The sequence below is a fragment of the Bradyrhizobium sp. CCBAU 11386 genome (genome assembly GCF_028128955.1).
GTDB lineage: Bacteria > Pseudomonadota > Alphaproteobacteria > Rhizobiales > Xanthobacteraceae > Bradyrhizobium.
In genome coordinates this window covers 134,620-153,624 of record NZ_LBKA01000250.1, presented here as the reverse complement: position 1 = coordinate 153,624, position 19,005 = coordinate 134,620, and the positions used below count along the sequence as shown (strand labels likewise).

Here is a 19,005-nt window from a genome sequence, read left to right as displayed (position 1 = left end):
GCTCGTTGCTCAAAACAACTAGCCGCACTGCAAAACCTGTGGCCCTGATGGCACGGGAATTGCTGAAATGTTAGGCTGATGGCAGAACAGGCAACGACCGCTGCCGCCGATTTGACTCTAATCTGACGGATTTAACTTGCTCGGATATCTCCTACGCCGAATCTTTGCCGCCGTGCCCGTGATGGGCGTCGTCGCGCTGTTCGTCTTCCTCCTGCTCCGCCTCACCCCCGGCGATCCCGCCGCGATTCTCGCCGGCGACAACGCCACGCCCGAACGGCTGGAGCGCATCCGTACCTCGCTCGGCCTCAACGAGCCCCTGATCGTGCAATTCATCACCTGGGTGAACAAGCTGCTGCACGGCGATCTCGGGACCTCGCTGATCTCCAACCTGCCCGTCATGAAGATGATCGGCCAGCGCGTCGAGCCGTCGATCTCGATCGCGCTGTCGACCATCATCCTCGCCGTCATCGTCGCGGTCCCCTTGGGCGTGATCGCGGCGTGGAAGCACGGCACCTGGATCGACCGTTTCGTGATGGGTCTCTCGGTGCTCGGCTTCTCGGTCCCGGTGTTCGTGGTCGGCTATCTCCTGATCGAGGTTTTCGCCATCGACCTGCGCTGGGTGCCGGTGCAGGGCTTCCGCAGCATCTCGAACGGCTTCGGTCCGTTCTTCGAGCGCATGATCCTGCCGACCTGCGCCCTCTCCTTCATCTACATCGCGCTGATCGCGCGCATGACGCGCGCGGCGATGCTCGACGTGCTCGGCGAGGACTATGTCCGCACCGCGCGCGCCAAGGGCATCAACGAGGTCGCCGTGATGATGCGCCATGCGCTGCGCAACGCCGCCGTGCCCGTGATCACCGTGATCGGCACCGGCTTTGCGCTTCTGATCTCGGGCGTCGTCGTCACCGAGAGCGTGTTCAACATCCCCGGCATCGGCCGCCTCACCGTGGACGCGGTGCTGGCGCGCGACTATCCGGTGATCCAGGCGATGATCCTGCTGACGTCGCTGATCTATGTCGTCGTCAATCTTCTCATTGACGTCGCCTACACCCTGCTCGATCCGCGGATCCGGTACTGAGGCAAGGATAAGGACAAAATGTCGGTCGATACCCTTCCCCAGTCGTCCATTCCGATCACGTCGCCGCTGCGGCCGCGCTTCGGATTCCTCACCTCGACGCCCATCATCGCCACGGCAACGGTCCTGCTCGCGCTGATCGTGCTGATCTCGATTCTGGCGCCGCTGATCGCGCCGCATGATCCGATCCAGCTCGCGCCGTCGCTACGATTGAAGCCGACCTCGGCGCAATTCCTGCTCGGCACCGATGCCTACGGACGCGACCTGTTGTCGCGCGTGATCTATGGCGGCCGCATCTCGCTGCTGATCGGGATCGGCTCGGCGATCCTGTCGATCGTCATCGGGCTGGCGATCGGCCTCGTCTCCGGCTTCTTCAAGCTGGTCGATGCCGTCCTGATGCGGATCATGGACGGCCTGATGGCGATGCCGAGCATCCTGCTCGCGATCGCCGTGGTGTCGCTGTCCGGCGCCAGCATCTGGACCGTGCTGATCGCGATCACGATCCCCGAAGTTCCGCGCGTCGCACGCCTGGTGCGCTCGGTCGTGCTGTCGGCGCGTGAAGAGCCCTACGTCGAAGCGGCGATCTCGGTCGGCTCATCCCTGCCGAAGATCATGTGGCGGCATTTGATGCCGAACACGATCGCGCCTCTGATCGTGCAGGGCAGTTACGTCTGCGCCTCCGCGATCCTCACCGAGGCGATCCTCTCCTTCCTCGGTGCCGGCATCTCGCCGGAGACGCCGACCTGGGGCAACATCATGGCCGAGGGCCGCCAGTACTTCCAGATCAAGCCGTCGCTGATCTTCTGGCCGGGCCTCCTGCTCTCGATCGCCATCCTCAGCATCAATCTGATCGGCGACGCCGCCCGCGACGCCCTCGATCCCCGCATGAAGCAGCGGGAGGGGAAGTGATGCGAGTACCACGGTCATTCCGGGGCGCGCCTTTTGGCGCGAGCCCGGAATCCATTTCACCGCTTGCGCTGACGCCCGATGGATTCCGGGTTCGCGCTGCGCGCGCCCCGGAATGACGAAAGATCCTGCATGACCAGCACCATCCTCGACATCAACAATCTCGTCGTTTCCATCGGCAAGAAGCCGAAGGGCGCGAACATCATCGACGGCATCTCGATCCAGGTGCACGAGCGCGAGACGCTGTGTCTCGTCGGCGAAAGCGGCTCGGGCAAGTCGGTGACCTCGCTGACCACGATGGGCCTGCTGCCGAAGGGCACGCTGGTGCCCACCGCCGGCAGCGTCAAGCTGGTCGGCGAAGAGCTGCTCACTGCAACCGACCGCCGGCTGCGCCAGCTCCGCGCGACGCAGATGGCGATGATCTTCCAGGAGCCTATGACCGCGCTCAATCCGGTCGTGCCAGTCGGCCGCCAGATCGACGAAGTGCTGCGCGCGCACACCAATCTCGATGCCAGGGCACGGAAGAAGCGCATCCTCGACATGATGGAGCAGGTGCGCCTGCCCCAGGTCGAGCGCATCTTCGCCTCCTACCCGCACCGCCTCTCCGGCGGCCAGCGCCAGCGCATCATGATCGCGATGGCGCTGGTGCTCGAACCGAAGCTGCTCATCGCCGACGAGCCGACCACCGCGCTCGACGTCACCACGCAGAAACAGATCCTGACCCTGATCCGCGACCTCCAGCGCGACCACGGCACGGCCGTGCTGTTCATCACCCACGACATGGGCGTGGTGGCGGAAATCGCCGACCGTGTCGCCGTGATGCGGCAGGGCCGCCTCGTCGAGACGGGTGCGCTCGAGACCGTGCTGCGCAACCCGACCATGGAATACACCCGCAACCTGCTCTCTGCAGTGCCGAGCCTGGTGCCGCGCGCGGCGCGGCCCGAGACCAAGGAACCGGTGGTGCTGGAAGCCAACGAGCTCAGCAAGGTCTACAAGGAGCGCGCCTTCTTCGGCAAAGGCCGCGAGGTCGTCGCCGCCGATAAGGTCACGCTGACGCTGCGCAAGGGCCGCACGCTCGGCATCGTCGGCGAGAGCGGTTCGGGCAAGTCCACGGTGGCACGCTGCATCGTCCGCCTGATCGACCCGACCTCCGGCGGCGTGCGCTTGTCCGGCCGCGAGATCTCCGACATCTCGCGTCGCCTGCTCCAGCCGCACCGGCAGAAGATCCAGATCGTGTTCCAGGATCCCTATCGCTCGCTCAACCCGCGCGTCACCGTCGGCGAGAGCATCGCGGAAGGCCCGATCAATTACGGCGTCTCGCATGCCGATGCGATGAAGCGCGCCCGCGAGCTGCTCGAGCTGGTCGGCCTGCCGGCCGATGCGGTGTCACGCTATCCGCACCAGTTCTCCGGCGGCCAGCGCCAGCGCATCGCGATTGCGCGTGCGCTCGCGCTCGATCCGGACGTGCTGGTCGCGGACGAAGCTGTCTCCGCGCTCGACGTCTCGGTGCAGGCGCAGGTGCTGGAACTGCTCGACGAGATCCAGAAGCGGCTCGGCATCGCGATCCTGTTCATCACCCACGATCTGCGTGTCGCCGCGCAAATCTGCGACCAGGTCGTGGTGATGCAGCACGGCCGCGTCGTCGAGCAGGGCCCCGCCGCAGAAGTGCTGACGCATCCGAAGGAGGCCTACACCAGGGCCCTGCTGGAGGCAGCCCCCGGCCGCGGCTGGGACTTTGCGAACTTCCGGCCGGTGTCGGAAGGCGTGGTGGCGACGGCGTAAGGTCTCTCCACATCGTCGTCCCGGTCTAGTGCGCAATTGCGCACTAGGCCGGGACGACACCGAGTGTGCGGTTGGCTGAATGGCTCACACCAACACCATCGCATCCGCAGCATTCCCAAAACGATCTGACCCTATGCACGGCGCGCTTGCTTCTCACCTTGCTCTCGCCGCAAGGGCAAGGCTAACGTCGAAGGCTAACGCGCGCTCTTTCAATCGCCTGGACTTGAGTTGATGACACGTATCGCCGTCGGCGGCTTCCTGCACGAGACCAACACCTTCGCTCCGACGAAGGCGACGTTTGCGGACTTCCAGCATGGCGGCGGCTGGCCGGCGATGACGCAAGGTGCCGACGTGCTGAAGGTGATGCGGCGCATCAATGTCGGGCTCGCCGGCTTCGTCGACAGCGCCGAAGCCAATGGCTGGGAACTCATTCCGACGATCGCCTGCGGCGCGAGCCCGTCGGCGCATGTCACCCGGGACGCCTTCGAGCGCATCGTGAAGGTGATGGTCGACGGCATTGCGGCGGCGGGTCCCATCGACGCGGTCTATCTCGACCTGCACGGCGCGATGGTGACGGAGCATCTCGACGACGGCGAAGGCGAGATTCTGGCGCGGGTGCGCCGCGTCATCGGCGAGAATGTTCCGCTGGTCACCAGCCTCGACCTGCATGCCAACGTCACGCCGGACATGATGGAACATGCCGACGCGCTGATCGCCTACCGCACCTATCCGCATGTCGACATGGCCGAGACGGGCCGCGCCTCGGCGCGACATCTCGCACTGCTGCTGAAGACCAAGCAGCGCTTCGCCAAGGCGTTCCGGCAACTGCCGTTCCTGATCCCGATCAGCTGGCAGTGCACCAACGACCAGCCGACCAGGGGCATCTACGAGAAGCTCGCCGCGATCCAGAGCGACGCGGTCCCGACGCTGTCCTTCGCGCCCGGCTTCCCTGCCGCTGACTTCCGCGATTGCGGGCCGAGCGTGTTCGCCTATGGCAAGACGCAAGCCGACGCCGATCGCGCTGCGGATGCGATCGTCAAGCTGATCGAAGGCCACGAGGACGATTTCGACGGCAAGATCTGGTCGCCCGACGACGGCGTGCGCCATGCGATGGAACTGGCGAAGGGCGCCAGCAAGCCGATCATCATCGCCGACACCCAGGACAATCCCGGCGCCGGCGGCGATTCCGATACCACCGGCATGCTGCGCGCGCTGGTGCGCAACAAGGCGAGCGCCGCGACCGGCGCGATCTACGATCCGGAATCGGCGAAGGCCGCGCATGCGGCCGGGGTCGGCGCCACGGTGACGCTGTCGCTCGGCGGCAAGTCCGGCATTCCAGGCGACGAGCCTTATCGCGAGACCTTCGTCGTCGAAAAATTGTCCGACGGCCGCTTCATCGCACCCGGCCCCTATTACGGCGGCCGCGAGATGGAGATGGGTCCTTCCGCGGCCCTGCGCATCGGCGACGTTCGTGTCGTCGTCTCCTCGCACAAGGCGCAGCTCGCCGATCAGGCGATGTACCGCTATGTCGGCATCGAGCCGACCGAACAGAAGATCCTGGTCAACAAGAGCTCGGTGCACTTCCGCGCCGATTTCGAGCCGATCGCGGAACGGCTGATGATCTGCGCCGCCCCGGGCGCAATGCCGGCCGACACGGCCTCCCTGCCCTGGACGAAGCTGCGCCCGGGCATTCGCATCAAGCCGAACGGCCCCGTTTTCAATCCTCCTTCACGCTAACCGGACAGGATACATGCCCACGATCGATCGCATCGACGGCTATGCCGACGAACTCACCGCCATTCGCCGCGACCTCCACGCCCATCCCGAGATCGGCTTCGAGGAAGTGCGCACCTCCGGCATCGTCGCCGACAAGCTGAAGAGCTGGGGCATCGAGGTGCATCGCGGTCTCGGCGGCACCGGCGTGATCGGCGTCATCAAAGGCAAGGGTTCGAGCGGCAAGCGCATCGGGCTGCGCGCCGACATGGACGCGCTGCCGATGGAAGAGAACACCAATCTGAAATGGAGCTCAAAAATCCCCGGCCGCTTCCACGGCTGCGGCCATGACGGCCACACCACCATGCTGCTCGGCACCGCGCGCTATCTCGCCGAGACGAAGAACTTCGACGGCACCGTTCATTTGATCTTCCAGCCGGCCGAGGAAGGCCTCGGCGGCGCCCGCGCCATGATCAAGGACGGCCTGTTCGAGAAGTTTCCCTGCGACGAGCTCTACGGCCTGCACAACGCGCCCGACCTCAACCATGGCGAGATCGCGATCCTGCCCGGCCCGGCGATGGCCGGCGCCGACTTCTTCGACCTCCGCATCACCGGCTACGGCGCGCATGGCGCGATGCCCGAACGCTCCAAGGACGCGGTGATCATCGCGACCACGCTGGCGCAGGCGATCCAGACCATCGTCAGCCGCAACGTCGAGCCGCTGCAATCCGCTGTCATCTCGATCACCCAGATCCATGCGGGTTCCGCCTACAACGTCATCCCCGGCGAAGCGCATCTCTGCGGCACCATTCGCACCTTCTCGAACGAAGTCCGCGCCATGATCAGCGAGCGCATCCGCACCATCTGTGCCGGCATGGCCGCCGCGTTCCAGTGCGAGATCGAGGCCGACATTCGCGACACCTTCGGCGTGCTGATCAATCAGGTCGAGCAGTCCAAGGTGGTCGAGGAGGTCGCGCGCACCGTCGTCAACCCCGCCAACGTAATCACCCGCGCCCAGCCGAAGATGGGCAGCGAGGATTTTGCCGACATGCTGCAGACCATCCCCGGCGCCTATTTCTGGGTCGGCCATGACGGCTCGGTGCCGGTGCACAATCCCGGCTTCGTGCTCGACGACAAGATCCTGCCGATCGGCGCCAGCATGTTTGCCCGCATCATCGAGACGCGCATGCCGGTAGGTGCTCATGCATAAAAAGAGCGTCGAGGAGGCGGTCACCTCGCTGCACGATCTGTCCGCGGTCGATCTGATCGCAGGCTATCGCGCCAAGCAGTTCTCGCCGAGCGAGGTGCTGGAAGACGTGCTCACGCACGTCGCTGCGTGGGAGCCGCACCTCAAGGCGCTCTATGCGTTCGATCCCGACGGCGCGCGGGAGGCGGCAAAGGCCTCGACCGCGCGCTGGACCGGCGGCGAACCGTCCGGCCCGCTCGACGGCGTGCCTGTCACGGTGAAAGACAACATCGCGACCAAGGGCGTACCCGTGCCGCTGGGGGCAGCCAGCGTCAAGCTCGTGCCGGCCGAGAAGGACGCCCCGCCCGCCGCGCGCCTTCGCGAGGCCGGCGCGATCATCTTCGCCAAGACCACCATGCCCGATTACGGCATGCTATCCTCGGGGCTCTCCAGCTTCCACGCGCTCGCGCGCAACCCCTGGGACCTCTCCAAGAATCCCGGCGGCTCCAGCGCCGGTGCAGGCGCAGCCGCCGCCGCCGGCTACGGTCCCCTGCATCTCGGCACCGACATCGGCGGCTCGGTGCGCCTTCCCGCGGGCTGGTGCGGCCTCGTCGGATTGAAGCCGAGCTTCGGCCGCGTGCCGATCGACCCCACCTATGTCGGCCGCGTCGCCGGCCCCATGACCCGCACCGTGGACGATTGCGCGCTGATGATGAGCGCGATCGCAAAGCCCGACCGGCGCGACGGCATGAGCCTGCCTGCCGAACCCCTCAACTGGAAAGGGCCGGAGAAGTCACCGCGCAAATTGCGGATCGGATTGATGCTCGATCCCGGCGTCGGCCTGCCGCTGGAAAAACCGGTGCGCGAAGTCGCGGTGAAGGCGGCAAAGGCATTTGAATCCGCCGGCGCAGTCGTCACCGAGGTCGATGGCATCCTCACGCGCGAGATGCTCGACGGCCTCGACAATTTCTGGCGCGCACGGATGTGGGACGATCTGTCCAGGCTGACGCCGGCCGAGCAGGCAAAGGTGCTGCCCTACATCTTCAAATGGGGCGAGTCCGGCGCAAAACTGTCGGGCGTCGACGTGATCCGTGGGTTCAACCAGACCATGGCGATCCGTGCCGCGGCCTCAAAACTGTTCTGCGAGCTCGACTATGTGATCTCGCCGACCGCGCCGAACGTGAACTATCCGGCGGAACGGGCCTCGCCCACCAACGATCCGACGAAGCCGTTCGAGCACATCGCCTATACCGTGCCGTGGAATATGTCGGAGAACCCTGCCGTCTCCATCAATGGCGGCTTCGACGCCAAGGGCTTTCCCATCGGCGTGCAGATCGTCGGCCGCCGCTTCGACGACATCGGCGTGCTCGGCATGGCCAAGGCCTTCGAGAGCTTGCGCGGCCCGCAGCGCCCCTGGCCCAAGCCGCCTGCGCGCTAGCGCCTCAGCGCAACTCGTCATGCGCGGGCTCGACCCGCGCATCCATCCTCTTCAAAAAAGATGGATTGCCGGGTCAAGCCCGGCAATGACAGAATTGATTCAAGAAATGACAGGGAAGGAAACCACCAATGGCGTATGAGACGATCAAATACGAGGTCGCGGAGCAGATCCTCACCATCACGCTGAACCGGCCCGACAAGCTCAACGCCTTCAACGCGCAGATGCAGGCAGAGCTGATCGACGCCTTCGACGCCGCCGACAAGGACGACAATGTCCGCGCCATCATCGTCACCGGCGCGGGCCGCGGTTTTTGCGCCGGCGCCGACCTCTCTTCCGGCGCCGATACGTTCGATCGGGACGCGCGGCGCGGGCCCGTGAAGCGGTTCGCCGACGGCAAGGTCGATTACAGCGATCCGCAGGTGCGCGACGGCGGCGGCCAGGTGACGCTGCGTATTTTCAAATGCCTCAAGCCCGTGATCGCCGCGGTGAACGGCCCTGCCGTCGGCATCGGCGTCACCATGCAGCTCGCGATGGATATCCGCATTGCCTCCGACGCTGCTCGTTTCGGCTTCGTCTTCTCCCAGCGTGGCATCGTGCCGGAGGCCGCCTCGAGCTGGTTCCTGCCGCGCATCGTCGGCATCTCGCAGGCGCTGGAATGGTGCTATTCGGGGCGTGTCTTCCCGGCGCAGGAGGCGCTTGCGGGGCGTCTCGTCAGCAAGGTGGTGCCGCCGGACGATCTCTTGCCGACCGCGCGTGCGCTCGCCAAGGAATTCGCGGCGAAAACCGCGCCGGTGTCGGTGGCGCTGATCCGCCAGATGATGTGGCGCATGATGGGTGCGGACGACCCGATGGAGGCCCACAAGGTCGACAGCCGCGGCATCTACGCCCGCGGCCGCTCGGACGACGTTCGGGAAGGCGTGGTGTCGTTCCTGGAGAAGCGCCCGGCGCAGTTCAAGAACAAGGTGTCCAGCGACATGCCGGACTATTTCCCGTGGTGGACGGAGCGGGAGTACAAGTGACGCGGAGCGTAGGGTGGACAAAGCGAAGCGTGCCCACCATTCCGGCTTCGATCGCCGATAGATGGTGGGCACGGCGCAGAGCGCCTTTGCCCACCCTACGGCATCGTCACTCCATCACCAGCGCCACGCGCCCGATCGCCTTGCGGTCGATCAGCAAGCGCATCGCCTTCGCGTAATCCTCAAGCGGCAGGCGGTGCGAGACGTTGGGGCGCAGCTTGCCTTCCTCCGCCCATGTCAGGAGCGCCTTCAGGCGCGCCTCGCCGAGCGCAGGGTTCTTCCGCACGGCCTCTCCGGCGCGCACGCCGAGCACGCTCGCGCCCTTGATCAGCAAGAGATTGGTCTTCGCCGAGCCGATCCCGCCGGTGAAGCCGATCACCAGCAGCCGCGCGCCCCAGGCGATGCAGCGCATCGAATTCTCGAACACCTCGCCGCCAACGGGATCGAACACCACGTCGGCGCCGCGCCCGTCGGTGATGCGCTTGACGGCATCGCGAAACGGCTCGCGGTCGTAGCGCACGAGATGGTCGACGCCGCGCGCCTTTGCAATGGCGAGCTTCTCGTCGCTGGAAGCGGTCGCGATCACGGTCGCACCCAGCAGCTTGCCGATCTCGACGGCGGCGAGGCCGACGCCGCCGCCGGCGCCATGCACGAGCAGAACTTCGCCCGGCTCGAGCTTGCCGCGATCGATCAGCGCGTGATAGGCGGTGCCGTGGCCGGCGAGATAGGTCGCAGCCTCCGCATAGTCGAACGTCGACGGCATCGGCACGAGCTGCGACGGCGCGACGACCGCTTCATCGGTGAAAGCGCCGTGGCGCATCTTCACGATGACCTTGTCGCCGACAGCGACGCCCCTCGCCTCCGCGCCCAATTCGGTCACGTCGCCGGCGGCCTCCATGCCGGGCGTGAACGGCAACTCCGGCTTGAGCTGATATTCCCCGGCCGCCATCAGCACATCGGGAAAGTTCAGCCCGGCGGCGCGGATCGCGACACGCACCTCGCCCGGCTTCAGGGCACGCGAGGGAAACTCCTCCAGCCGCAGCGTCTCGGGCGCGCCGAGTTCGCGGCAGACGACAGCGCGCACCATCAGGCCGCGCTCGCCCTGCGGCGCAGCAGCGCCTCGCGGATCAGCGGCAGGCGGTCATTGCCGAAATACATGTCGGTCTTGCCGACGAAGATCGTCGGCGAGCCGAAGCCGCCGCGCGCGACGACCTCTTCGGTATTGGCCTTGAGCTGGTCCTTGATGCCTTGCTCCGCGATCCCGGCGAAGAATTTCTGCTCGTCGATGCCAACCGTCTTGCAGATCTCGGCGAGCACCGCGTCCTGCGAGATGTCCTTGTCGCCGCCCCAATAGGTCTCGAACACGGCGGTCGCGAACGGCACCATATCCTGACCCAGCCAGATGCAGCCGCGCATCGCCTTGACGCTGTTCACCGGGAACACTGTCGGCGGCATCTTGATCGCGAGGCCCGCGGAGCGTGCCCAGTCCTCGAGATCCTTCTTCATGTAGCGCGCCTTCAGCGGCACCGGCGTCTCCCGCTGCGCGTAGACGCTCGGGTTGACCGTGTTGAAGATGCCGCCGACCAGGATCGGCCGCCAGACGATCTCCGCGCCGAGCTCCCTGGCCAGCGGCTGGATGTTGTGGAAGGCGAGATAGGTCCAGGGGCTGGAACAGTCGAAGAAGAATTCGATCATGGCGTTTCCTTTTTCTCTCGTCATTCCGGGGCGCGCCCTCTTGGCGCGAGCCCGGAATCCATTTCACAGCATTCGCTGCAGCTCGATGGATTCCAGGCTCGCGACTTCGTCGCGCCCCGGAATGACGCCGTGGCTGTCACTTCCTTCCCAACAATTCCTTCGCACGCTGGCCGAACATGATCTTGCGTGATTCCTCGTCGAACGGCTCTTTGACGAACTTGCCGATCGCAAGCCCCGCCTGCACCTGCGGCCTGGCGCGGACCTCCGCGTACCAGCGTTTCACGTTCGGATAGTCGTCGAGCGTAAAGCCTTGCGCCTTGTGGGTCATGGTCCAGGGAAAGCAGGCGATGTCGGCGATGGAATAGTCGCCGGCGACATAGGCCCCGGTCTTGCCGAGCTGCCGGTCGAGCACGCCATAGAGTCGCGCCGCCTCGTCACGGTACCGCTCGATCGCGTAAGGGATCTTCTCGGCCGCATAGAGCGCGAAATGACCGTGCTGGCCGAGCATCGGTCCCAGCCCCGCCATCTGCCACATCACCCACTGGATGGTGGTGGAGCGGCCGCGCAAATCTCCGGGCAAGAAGCGTCCGGTCTTCTCCGCCAGATAGATCAGGATCGCGCCGGTCTCGAAGGCCGAGAAAGGTGCACTGCCATCGGCGGGGTCGTGATCGACGATGGCGGGAATGCGGTTATTCGGGCTGATCGCGAGAAACTCGGGGCTGAACTGCTCGCCGGCGCGGATGTTGACCGGCTTCACGCTATAGGGGAGCCCGAGTTCCTCCAGCATGATCGAGATTTTCCAGCCGTTCGGCGTCGGCGCATAATAGAGATCGATCATGACCTTTCCCTTGGCCTTCCCCGTCGCCGCCGCTGGAATAGAGAGCGACTTTTGTTGTTCTGTACCTTGACGTTAGGACATGGCAGGAAGAGGCGCAACATAACCTGCCGGGAGGGCCGCCATGCTGTTTCCAACCACGATCGCCGGCTCCTTGCCGAAGCCCGAATGGCTCGCCGAGCCCAACATGCTCTGGGCGCCCTGGAAGTCGCAGGGCGACGAGCTCTTGCGCGCCAAGCGCGACGCGACGCTGATCTGGCTGAAGGTCCAGGAGGACGCCGGCATCGACATCGTCACCGAGGGCGAGCAGGCCCGCCAGCATTTCGTGCACGGCTTTCTGGAGAAGCTCGACGGCATCGATTTCGCCCACAAGGTCGAGATGGGCATCCGCAAGGACCGCTACAAGGCGATGGTGCCACAGGTGGTCGCGCCGCTCCGGCTCAAGGGCCGCGTCCATGCTTTTGAGGCGTCCGTCGCGCGTACGCACACCAGGAAGAAGCTGAAATTCACCCTGCCCGGCCCGATGACCATCATCGACACCATTGCCGATCGCTACTATGGCGACCGCGTCAAGATGGCCTTTGCGTTCGCCGAGCTGCTCAACGAGGAAGCCAAGGCGCTCCAGGCCGACGGCGTCGATCTCGTGCAGTTCGACGAGCCCGCCTTCAACGTCTACATGGACGAGGTCAACGACTGGGGCATCAAGGCGCTGGAGCGCGCCGCGCAGGGTCTGACCTGCGCCACCGCCGTGCACATCTGTTACGGCTACGGCATCAAGGCCAATACCGACTGGAAGGAGACGCTCGGCGCACAGTGGCGGCAATACGAGCAGATCTTCCCCGCGATCGACGCGAGCCCGATCCAGCAGGTCGCGATCGAGTGCCACAATTCCAAGGTCCCGCTCGACCTGCTCGCGCTGCTCAAGACCAAGATCGTGCAGGCCGGCGTGATCGACGTCGCCAGCGACACGGTGGAGACCGCCGAGGACGTCGTGCAGGTGATCGACGCGGTGTCGAAATTCGTGCCCAAGAGCAACATCATCGCCACCACCAATTGCGGCATGGCGCCGATGCGGCGCGACATCGCCGAAGCCAAGCTGATGGCGCTCGGCGCCGGCGCCGCGCTGGCGCGCGAGAAGCTGGGGTGATGACGGTAAGCCGCTGCGCTAGCTGCGCGCGGTCGGATGCAGCACAGGCCGATAGCCGGCGATGATCGCGCGCAGCGTGGACGGCGGTGTCAGCAGTTTTGCATCGGCGAGCTCGCGGTTAACAGGCGCATAGCCTGCCGGCGACCACAACAGCGCCCTGCCCTGCGCCACCAGAAGACTCTCCTCGCCCTGCCGCACCATCGCGCCGTCGGGCAATTCAGCCAGCGGCATCGGCAGCGCATGCAGCTGCTTCTTGCCGCGATCAAGGCGCTCGCGATGCAGCACTGCATCGATCGCCTTCGCGCTGACGTCGCTTGCAACATTCCCCGCTTCCCACGCGCTGCGAAAACGCCTGGCATCGTCGCGGCGACAGAAGAAGCAGGGTCGATGGCCCGCGGCAAAGGCAGTGGCTTCGTCGAGGAAGAACAGCTCGGTCCAGCTCCGGCGCGCCATCACCGGCCGCCGCCAGCCGCGGAATTCGCAGAGGCACGTAATCCAGGCCGGCGACGACCAGCGCTTCTTCAGAAGCGTCTTCGTCGCGGGATCGTGGATGATGCCACGATTGCCGGTGAACATGCCGCGATGCGGGGTGGCGATGATGTCGCCGGTCGGTGTGACGCGGCTTTGCAGAGGGCGAGTAGCGAATGGCGAATTGCGAGTGGAGGATCTACTACTCGCCATTCGCTACTCGCCATTCGCTTTGATCACGCCGCCCCGTCGCGGAGCGGCGGGTGATAGGACAGCGCGGTGTCCCAGGGGAAGAAGATCCAGGTGTCCTGCGACACCTCCGTGATGTAGGTGTCGACCAGCGGACGCCCCTTCGGCTTGGCGTAGACGGTGGCGAAATGCGCGTCGGGCAGCATCTCGCGGACCAGCCTGCCGGTCTTGCCGGTGTCGACGAGATCGTCGACGATCAACAGCCCCTTGCCGGTGCCGCCGCCGAGCTTCATCGCAGCGTCCGAGATGCCCTTGAGAACCTGGAGCTCGCCCTGCTTGGTGTGGTCGTAGCTGGCGATGCAGACCGTATCGATCACGCGCACGCCGAGTTCGCGCGCCACGATCGCGGCCGGCACCAGGCCGCCGCGGGTGATCGCGATCACCGCATGGAACGGACCGACCTCGTTGAGCCGCCAGGTCAGCGCCCGGCAATCCCGGTGGAACTGGTCCCACGAGACCGGAAAGGCCTTGCCCGCCCGCTCCTGCTCGCTCAGTTCCGGTGCTTCACCGCCCATCGTCTTCTCCTGCCAATCGTCGTCCGGCAGCCTTTCTGCTACCGGGTGATGTTCAATCCCGCCAGCATTTCCTTCACCGCGGCCATGGCTGCTGCGAGCTTGTCCGCATCCCGCGAGCGCACGACCAGATTGGTGTTCGGCTTCTGCTCCTCGTCCATGAAGGGATAGCTGCCGATGATGGTGTCGGGATGAGCGGCGGCGATCGTCCGCAAGGGGCTGCCGATGTCGCCTTCCCGCGCATTGGCGCGGACCGATTCGGAAAGCATGCGCACGCCCGATTTCAGCTTGGGCGAGACGATGTCCATCATCGCCTGCATGATCGACGGCACGCCCGCCATGACGATGACATTGCCGATCTTGAAGCCGGGCGCGAGGATGGTCGCGCTCTGGATCAGCTCGGCGCCGTCGGGAATGCGGGCCATGCGCAGGCGGGCCTCGTTGAGGTCCTGCTCGCTCCAGCGTTCGCGGAAACGGGCGACCACCTCGGGGTGGTGGTCGATGCCGACGCCGAACGCCTTGGCGACGCTGTCGGCGGTGATGTCGTCATGGGTCGGCCCGATCCCACCGGTGGTGAAGACATAGGTGTAGCGATGCCGCAGTGCATCCAATGCGGCGATGATGTCGTCCTCGTCGTCGGAGACGACCCGGACTTCTTTCAGGTCGATGCCGATATTGGTCAGGTATTCGGCGATGAAGCCGATGTTCTTGTCCTTGGTCCGGCCGGACAGGATTTCGTCCCCAATGACCAGAATGCCTGCCGTGACGATCTCGCTCATGCCTTAAGTCCCTCACCTGTAGCGCCGACTTTGCCGAGGTAACGCGTTGAAGTCACGCGGTTTTGCTGCCGAAATAAGCAGTCCTCAGCCATTTTTTCAGGCAAGCCGCCGGCCATCCCCGGTAAATGCTGCCAGACCATGCTTATCGCGCTGGCCCGGCCCTTGCTACCACATGAAAGTCATGCACTCTTGCCGCATGGCCAGGACGTTGCAGTCTTCATCAAGGCTTGGCGACCTGTCCAATGGCGCAACGCCTTGCGGAGACAAGTCGGGATCTATGGCAGTCGCGTTTGATGAAATGAATATTCCCGGCGGGGACCTTCGCCCTGCCTATCAGGAGCTGGCGCGCTGGCTCAAGGAGACGCCTCCCGAGGCGCTCGAATATCGCCGCCAGGAAGCCGAGCTCCTGTTCCGCCGGATCGGAATCACCTTCGCCGTCTACGGCGATTCCGAGTCGACCGAGCGCCTGATCCCTTTCGACGTGATCCCGCGGATCATGTCCGGCAAGGAATGGGCGCGGCTGGAGAGGGGCCTGAAGCAGCGCGTGCGTGCGCTCAACATGTTCCTGCGCGACATCTATCACGGCCGCGATATCCTGCGCGCCGAGGTCGTCCCCGACGATCTGATCTTCCAGAACCCGGTGTTCCGTCCCGAGATGAACGGCCAGCAGGTGCCGCACGACGTCTACGTGCACATCGCCGGCATCGACATTGTCCGGGTCGACGCCGAAGACTTCATCGTGCTGGAGGATAATGCGCGGACGCCGTCGGGCGTATCCTACATGCTGGAAAACCGCGAGATCATGATGCGGCTGTTTCCGGATCTGTTCGCCCGCCACCGGGTGGCGCCGGTCGAGCGCTATCCGGACGAGCTGCTCGCGGCCCTGCGCTCGGTGGCGCCGCAGAGCGCCTCGGGCGAGCCGACGGTCGCCCTGCTCACGCCGGGCGTCTACAACTCGGCTTACTATGAGCACTCCTTCCTCGCCGACAAGCTCGGCATCGAGCTGGTCGAGGGCCGCGACCTCATCGTCAAGAACAACGAAGTGTTCATGCGGACGACCGAGGGCGTGAAACGGGTCGACGTGATCTATCGCCGCGTCGACGACGATTTCCTCGATCCCCTCACCTTCCGCCCCGACTCCGTGCTCGGCGTGCCCGGGCTGATGTCGGCCTATGCGGCCGGCAACATCACGCTCGCCAACGCGGTCGGCACCGGGATTGCCGACGACAAGGCGATCTACTCCTACATGCCTGACATCGTGAAGTTCTATCTCGGCGAGGAGCCGATCCTGAAGAACGTGCCGACCTGGCGCTGCCGCGAGCCGAAGGATCTCGCCTATGTGCTGGACAATCTCGGCGAGCTGGTCGTCAAGGAAGTGCACGGCTCCGGCGGCTACGGCATGCTGATCGGTCCCGCCGCGACGAAGGCGACCATCGAAGCCTTCCGCGAGAAGCTCAAGCGCGAGCCGGAAGGCTTTATCGCGCAGCCGACGCTGGCGCTCTCGACCTGTCCGACCTGCACGGCCACCGGCCTTGCTCCGCGCCATGTCGACTTGCGGCCGTTCGTGCTGACCGGCAGCAAGAGCACCACGATCGTGCCGGGCGGGCTCACACGCGTCGCGCTGAAGGAAGGCTCCCTGGTGGTGAATTCGAGCCAGGGCGGCGGCACCAAAGACACCTGGATTTTGGACGAGTAGTCAGATGCTGTCGCGTACCGCCGAAAACCTCTACTGGCTCGCCCGCTACGTCGAACGGGCCGAATATCTCGCGCGCACCATCGATGCGACGCTGCGCGTCACCGCGCTTCCCGCCGCCTATATCGGCAAGACCAACGAATGGGACTCGGCGCTGCTGACCGCCGGCGTCGCCGCAAGCTTCTATCAGACCTACGAGGAAGCCAACGAGCACAACGTCGTCGAATACCTCTCGTTCTCGCCAAACAACCCGTCCTCGATCAGGAACTGCATCGAGGCGGCGCGGCTGAACTCGCGCTCGGTGCGCACCGCGCTCACCAGCGAGATGTGGGACACCATCAACTCGGCCTGGATCGAATTGCAGGAGGTCTGGAACAAGGGCACCTCGACGCGCGAGGATCTCGCCAAGTTCCTGCGCTTCGTGCAGGAGACCTCGCTGCGCTTCGACGGCTCGGCCTACCGGACCATGCTGCGCAACGACGCCTACTGGTTCTCGCGGATGGGCGTGCATCTGGAACGCGCCGACAACACCGCGCGCATTCTCGACGTGAAGTACCACGTGCTGTTGCCCGAGGAAGAGCATGTCGGCGGCCCGCTCGACTTCTACCAGTGGACTTCGATCCTGCGCTCGGTCTCGGCCCTGACGGCCTATCACTGGGTCTATCGCGAGACGCTGAAGCCCTGGCTGATCGCGGATCTCCTGATCCTCAACGACACGCTGCCCCGCTCGCTGGCCAGCTGCTACGGCAACCTCGTGCGCAATCTCGACCAGATCGGCGTCGCCTACGGCCGCCAGGGTCCCGCCCAGCGCCACGCCCGCGGCATCCGCAACCGGCTCGAACACAGCAATATGAACGACATTTTCCAGCACGGGGTGCATGAATTCATTCAGGAATTCATCGCGGACAATTCCAGGCTGGGCGAAATCATCACGAAGCAGTATTTGATCTGATGTCCCCCGACTGACGAAACGGGATATCGTCATGGCCGGGCTTGTCCCGGCCATCCACGTTCTTGCTGCCCGGACGGTAAGGAAGAGCGTGGATGCCCGGGACAAGCCCGGGCATGACGAGCTTCTTTGCGGAAGGCAGTCGGGCCTAACCACTAACTGCACGGTCCATCATGCGCCTGCGAATCCAGCACACCACGACCTATCGCTACGAGCCGCCGGCCACCAGCGTGATCCAGATCCTGCGCATGACGCCGTGCAGCCATGACGGGCAGTATGTGGCGGAATGGCAGATCGACGTCTCGACCGACACCAAGCTCGACACCCACGAGGACGCCTTCGGCAACGTCACCCATGTGCTGTCCTGCGGGCCTGTCGGCGATATCAAGATCACGGCCGAGGGACTGATCGAAACCCACGACACCGGCGGCGTGCTCCGCGGCGCCGACGAGCGTTTTCCGGCCGGCATGTTCCTGCGCACGACGGAACTGACCGAAGTCAATCCGGCGATGGCGGCGGTCGCGCGCCAGCTGCGCAGCGAGGCCGAGAGCGACACGCTCGGCTTCCTGCACACGCTGATGAGTGAGATCAGCGACCACATGACGTTCGACGAGGATCCGACCAACAGCGGCACGTCGGCGGCGGAAGCCTTCACGCTCAAGCGCGGCGTCTGCCAGGACTACGCGCATATCTTCATCGCCTGCGCCCGCACCGGCGGCGTGCCGGCCCGCTTCGTCTCCGGCCATTTCCTGCGCTCGGACGGCACGCTGCATCAGGACGCCGGCCATGCCTGGGCGGAGGCCTATGTTCCCGATCTCGGCTGGGTCGGCTTCGATCCCGCCAACAGCATCTGCGCCACCGACGCCCATGTCCGCGTCGCGATCGGGCTCGACTATCTCGGCGCAGCCCCCGTGCGCGGCACCCGCTATGGCGGCGGCACGGAAACGCTGTCTGTGGCCGTCAAGGTCGAGCAGGCCGGCCGCGGCGGGCAATCACAGTCACAGCGGCAGAGCTAGGCATAGCCGCATCTCGCCACGAAGTGCTGCCGGCCGACCGCATGAGCCGTGCTACAATCGCAAGGTCACACCCGACCCGCGAGGTACCCCATGGCGACCGTAAAGCTGCTTTCGGACGATGAGCTCTCCAGCGAAACGCGGGCCGTTTTCGACGACATCCGCAGGGTGCGGCGGTCGGATTTCGTCAACAATTTCTGGCGCGCGCTGGCGCATGATCCGAAGACGCTGCGGCGGACCTGGGAGAGCATCAAGGAGGTGATGGCGCCGGGGGCGCTCGATCCCAAGGTCAAGGAAATGCTCTATGTCGCGGTTTCGGTGGCGCACGGCTGCAGCTACTGCATCCATTCGCACACTGCCGGCGCACGGGCCAAGGGCATGACCGAGGCCGAATATGGCGAACTGCTCGCCATCGTCGGCATGGCCGCGGAGACGAACCGGCTGGTCACGGCGCTCGGCGTTCCCGTCGACGAGGCGTTTCTCGTCGATGCCGCTGACTGAGGTCAGCCGTCGCTCCCCGGAATGACGCCCTCCCCGCGGGAATCGGGG

At 65.3% G+C, this 19,005-nt stretch carries 18 protein-coding genes; 12 read left to right on the top strand and 6 right to left on the bottom strand.

Annotated features, from left to right (window positions below; genetic code table 11):
• Positions 1 to 136: 136 nt before the first annotated feature.
• The 7 genes from XI09_RS32985 to XI09_RS32955 all read left to right on the top strand — a co-directional run bounded on the left by XI09_RS32985 (position 137) and on the right by XI09_RS32955 (position 9,119).
• Positions 137 to 1,078 carry an ABC transporter permease gene (locus tag XI09_RS32985; protein WP_271570581.1) on the top strand — a complete coding sequence of 314 codons (942 nt, stop codon included), beginning with the start codon at positions 137 to 139 and terminating at the stop codon, positions 1,076 to 1,078.
• Between the two features lie 18 nt (positions 1,079 to 1,096).
• On the top strand, positions 1,097 to 1,984 hold the full coding sequence (locus XI09_RS32980) for an ABC transporter permease (protein ID WP_271570580.1): 888 nt from the start codon (positions 1,097 to 1,099) through the stop codon (positions 1,982 to 1,984).
• 129 nt (positions 1,985 to 2,113) lie between these two features.
• On the top strand, positions 2,114 to 3,763 hold the full coding sequence (locus XI09_RS32975) for an ABC transporter ATP-binding protein (protein WP_271570579.1): 1,650 nt from the start codon (positions 2,114 to 2,116) through the stop codon (positions 3,761 to 3,763).
• Between the two features lie 231 nt (positions 3,764 to 3,994).
• Positions 3,995 to 5,500, top strand: coding sequence for a M81 family metallopeptidase (locus tag XI09_RS32970; protein WP_271570578.1), 1,506 nt, complete (start codon positions 3,995 to 3,997; stop codon positions 5,498 to 5,500).
• Positions 5,501 to 5,513: 13 nt separating this feature from the next.
• Positions 5,514 to 6,686, top strand: coding sequence for a M20 aminoacylase family protein (locus XI09_RS32965; protein ID WP_271570577.1), 1,173 nt, complete (start codon positions 5,514 to 5,516; stop codon positions 6,684 to 6,686).
• Complete coding sequence (locus XI09_RS32960) at positions 6,679 to 8,100, top strand: amidase (RefSeq protein WP_271570576.1); 1,422 nt, start codon at positions 6,679 to 6,681, stop codon at positions 8,098 to 8,100. Before XI09_RS32965 ends, XI09_RS32960 begins: the two co-directional genes overlap by 8 nt.
• Positions 8,101 to 8,228: 128 nt before the next feature.
• Entirely contained in the window at positions 8,229 to 9,119 is an 891-nt protein-coding gene (locus XI09_RS32955; RefSeq protein ID WP_271570575.1) for a crotonase/enoyl-CoA hydratase family protein, read from the top strand.
• Positions 9,120 to 9,225: 106 nt separating this feature from the next.
• Here the strand turns inward: XI09_RS32955 and XI09_RS32950 are convergent, their stop codons facing one another.
• From XI09_RS32950 to XI09_RS32940, 3 genes are all read right to left on the bottom strand, one after another.
• Positions 9,226 to 10,203, bottom strand: coding sequence for an NADPH:quinone oxidoreductase family protein (locus tag XI09_RS32950; protein ID WP_271570574.1), 978 nt, complete (start codon positions 10,201 to 10,203; stop codon positions 9,226 to 9,228).
• Positions 10,203 to 10,811, bottom strand: coding sequence for a 2-hydroxychromene-2-carboxylate isomerase (locus XI09_RS32945; protein WP_271570573.1), 609 nt, complete (start codon positions 10,809 to 10,811; stop codon positions 10,203 to 10,205). Before XI09_RS32945 ends, XI09_RS32950 begins: the two co-directional genes overlap by 1 nt.
• Before the next feature lie 136 nt (positions 10,812 to 10,947).
• Positions 10,948 to 11,649 (bottom strand): glutathione S-transferase N-terminal domain-containing protein, encoded by a 702-nt coding sequence (locus tag XI09_RS32940; protein ID WP_271570572.1) that lies wholly within the window; start codon positions 11,647 to 11,649, stop codon positions 10,948 to 10,950.
• A 121-nt stretch (positions 11,650 to 11,770) separates the two neighbouring features.
• Here XI09_RS32940 and XI09_RS32935 point away from each other — a divergent pair, with 121 nt between their 5' ends.
• Positions 11,771 to 12,793, top strand: a complete 1,023-nt coding sequence (locus XI09_RS32935; protein ID WP_271570571.1) for a methionine synthase — start codon at positions 11,771 to 11,773, stop codon at positions 12,791 to 12,793.
• Between the two features lie 18 nt (positions 12,794 to 12,811).
• Here XI09_RS32935 and XI09_RS32930 read toward each other — a convergent pair whose 3' ends face one another.
• From XI09_RS32930 to XI09_RS32920, 3 genes are read right to left on the bottom strand one after another with little or no spacing between them, the layout of a single operon-like run.
• The gene (locus tag XI09_RS32930) at positions 12,812 to 13,474 is read right to left on the bottom strand and encodes a hypothetical protein (RefSeq protein ID WP_271570570.1); all 663 of its coding nucleotides are present in this window, start codon (positions 13,472 to 13,474) and stop codon (positions 12,812 to 12,814) included.
• Between the two features lie 23 nt (positions 13,475 to 13,497).
• Positions 13,498 to 14,025 carry a xanthine phosphoribosyltransferase gene (gene gpt / locus XI09_RS32925; protein WP_271570569.1) on the bottom strand — a complete coding sequence of 176 codons (528 nt, stop codon included), beginning with the start codon at positions 14,023 to 14,025 and terminating at the stop codon, positions 13,498 to 13,500.
• 38 nt (positions 14,026 to 14,063) lie between these two features.
• Positions 14,064 to 14,801: a competence/damage-inducible protein A gene (locus XI09_RS32920; RefSeq protein WP_271570568.1), complete on the bottom strand. Its 738-nt coding sequence runs from the start codon at positions 14,799 to 14,801 to the stop codon at positions 14,064 to 14,066.
• Between the two features lie 277 nt (positions 14,802 to 15,078).
• Between XI09_RS32920 and XI09_RS32915 the strand changes: the two genes are divergently transcribed.
• The 4 genes from XI09_RS32915 to XI09_RS32900 all read left to right on the top strand — a co-directional run bounded on the left by XI09_RS32915 (position 15,079) and on the right by XI09_RS32900 (position 18,957).
• Positions 15,079 to 16,497: a circularly permuted type 2 ATP-grasp protein gene (locus XI09_RS32915; RefSeq protein ID WP_271570567.1), complete on the top strand. Its 1,419-nt coding sequence runs from the start codon at positions 15,079 to 15,081 to the stop codon at positions 16,495 to 16,497.
• Between the two features lie 4 nt (positions 16,498 to 16,501).
• Entirely contained in the window at positions 16,502 to 17,446 is a 945-nt protein-coding gene (locus XI09_RS32910; RefSeq protein ID WP_027547020.1) for an alpha-E domain-containing protein, read from the top strand.
• A gap of 170 nt (positions 17,447 to 17,616) precedes the next feature.
• Positions 17,617 to 18,459, top strand: coding sequence for a transglutaminase family protein (locus XI09_RS32905; RefSeq protein WP_271570566.1), 843 nt, complete (start codon positions 17,617 to 17,619; stop codon positions 18,457 to 18,459).
• 90 nt (positions 18,460 to 18,549) lie between these two features.
• Positions 18,550 to 18,957 carry a carboxymuconolactone decarboxylase family protein gene (locus XI09_RS32900; protein WP_271570565.1) on the top strand — a complete coding sequence of 136 codons (408 nt, stop codon included), beginning with the start codon at positions 18,550 to 18,552 and terminating at the stop codon, positions 18,955 to 18,957.
• Positions 18,958 to 19,005 lie beyond the last annotated feature (48 nt).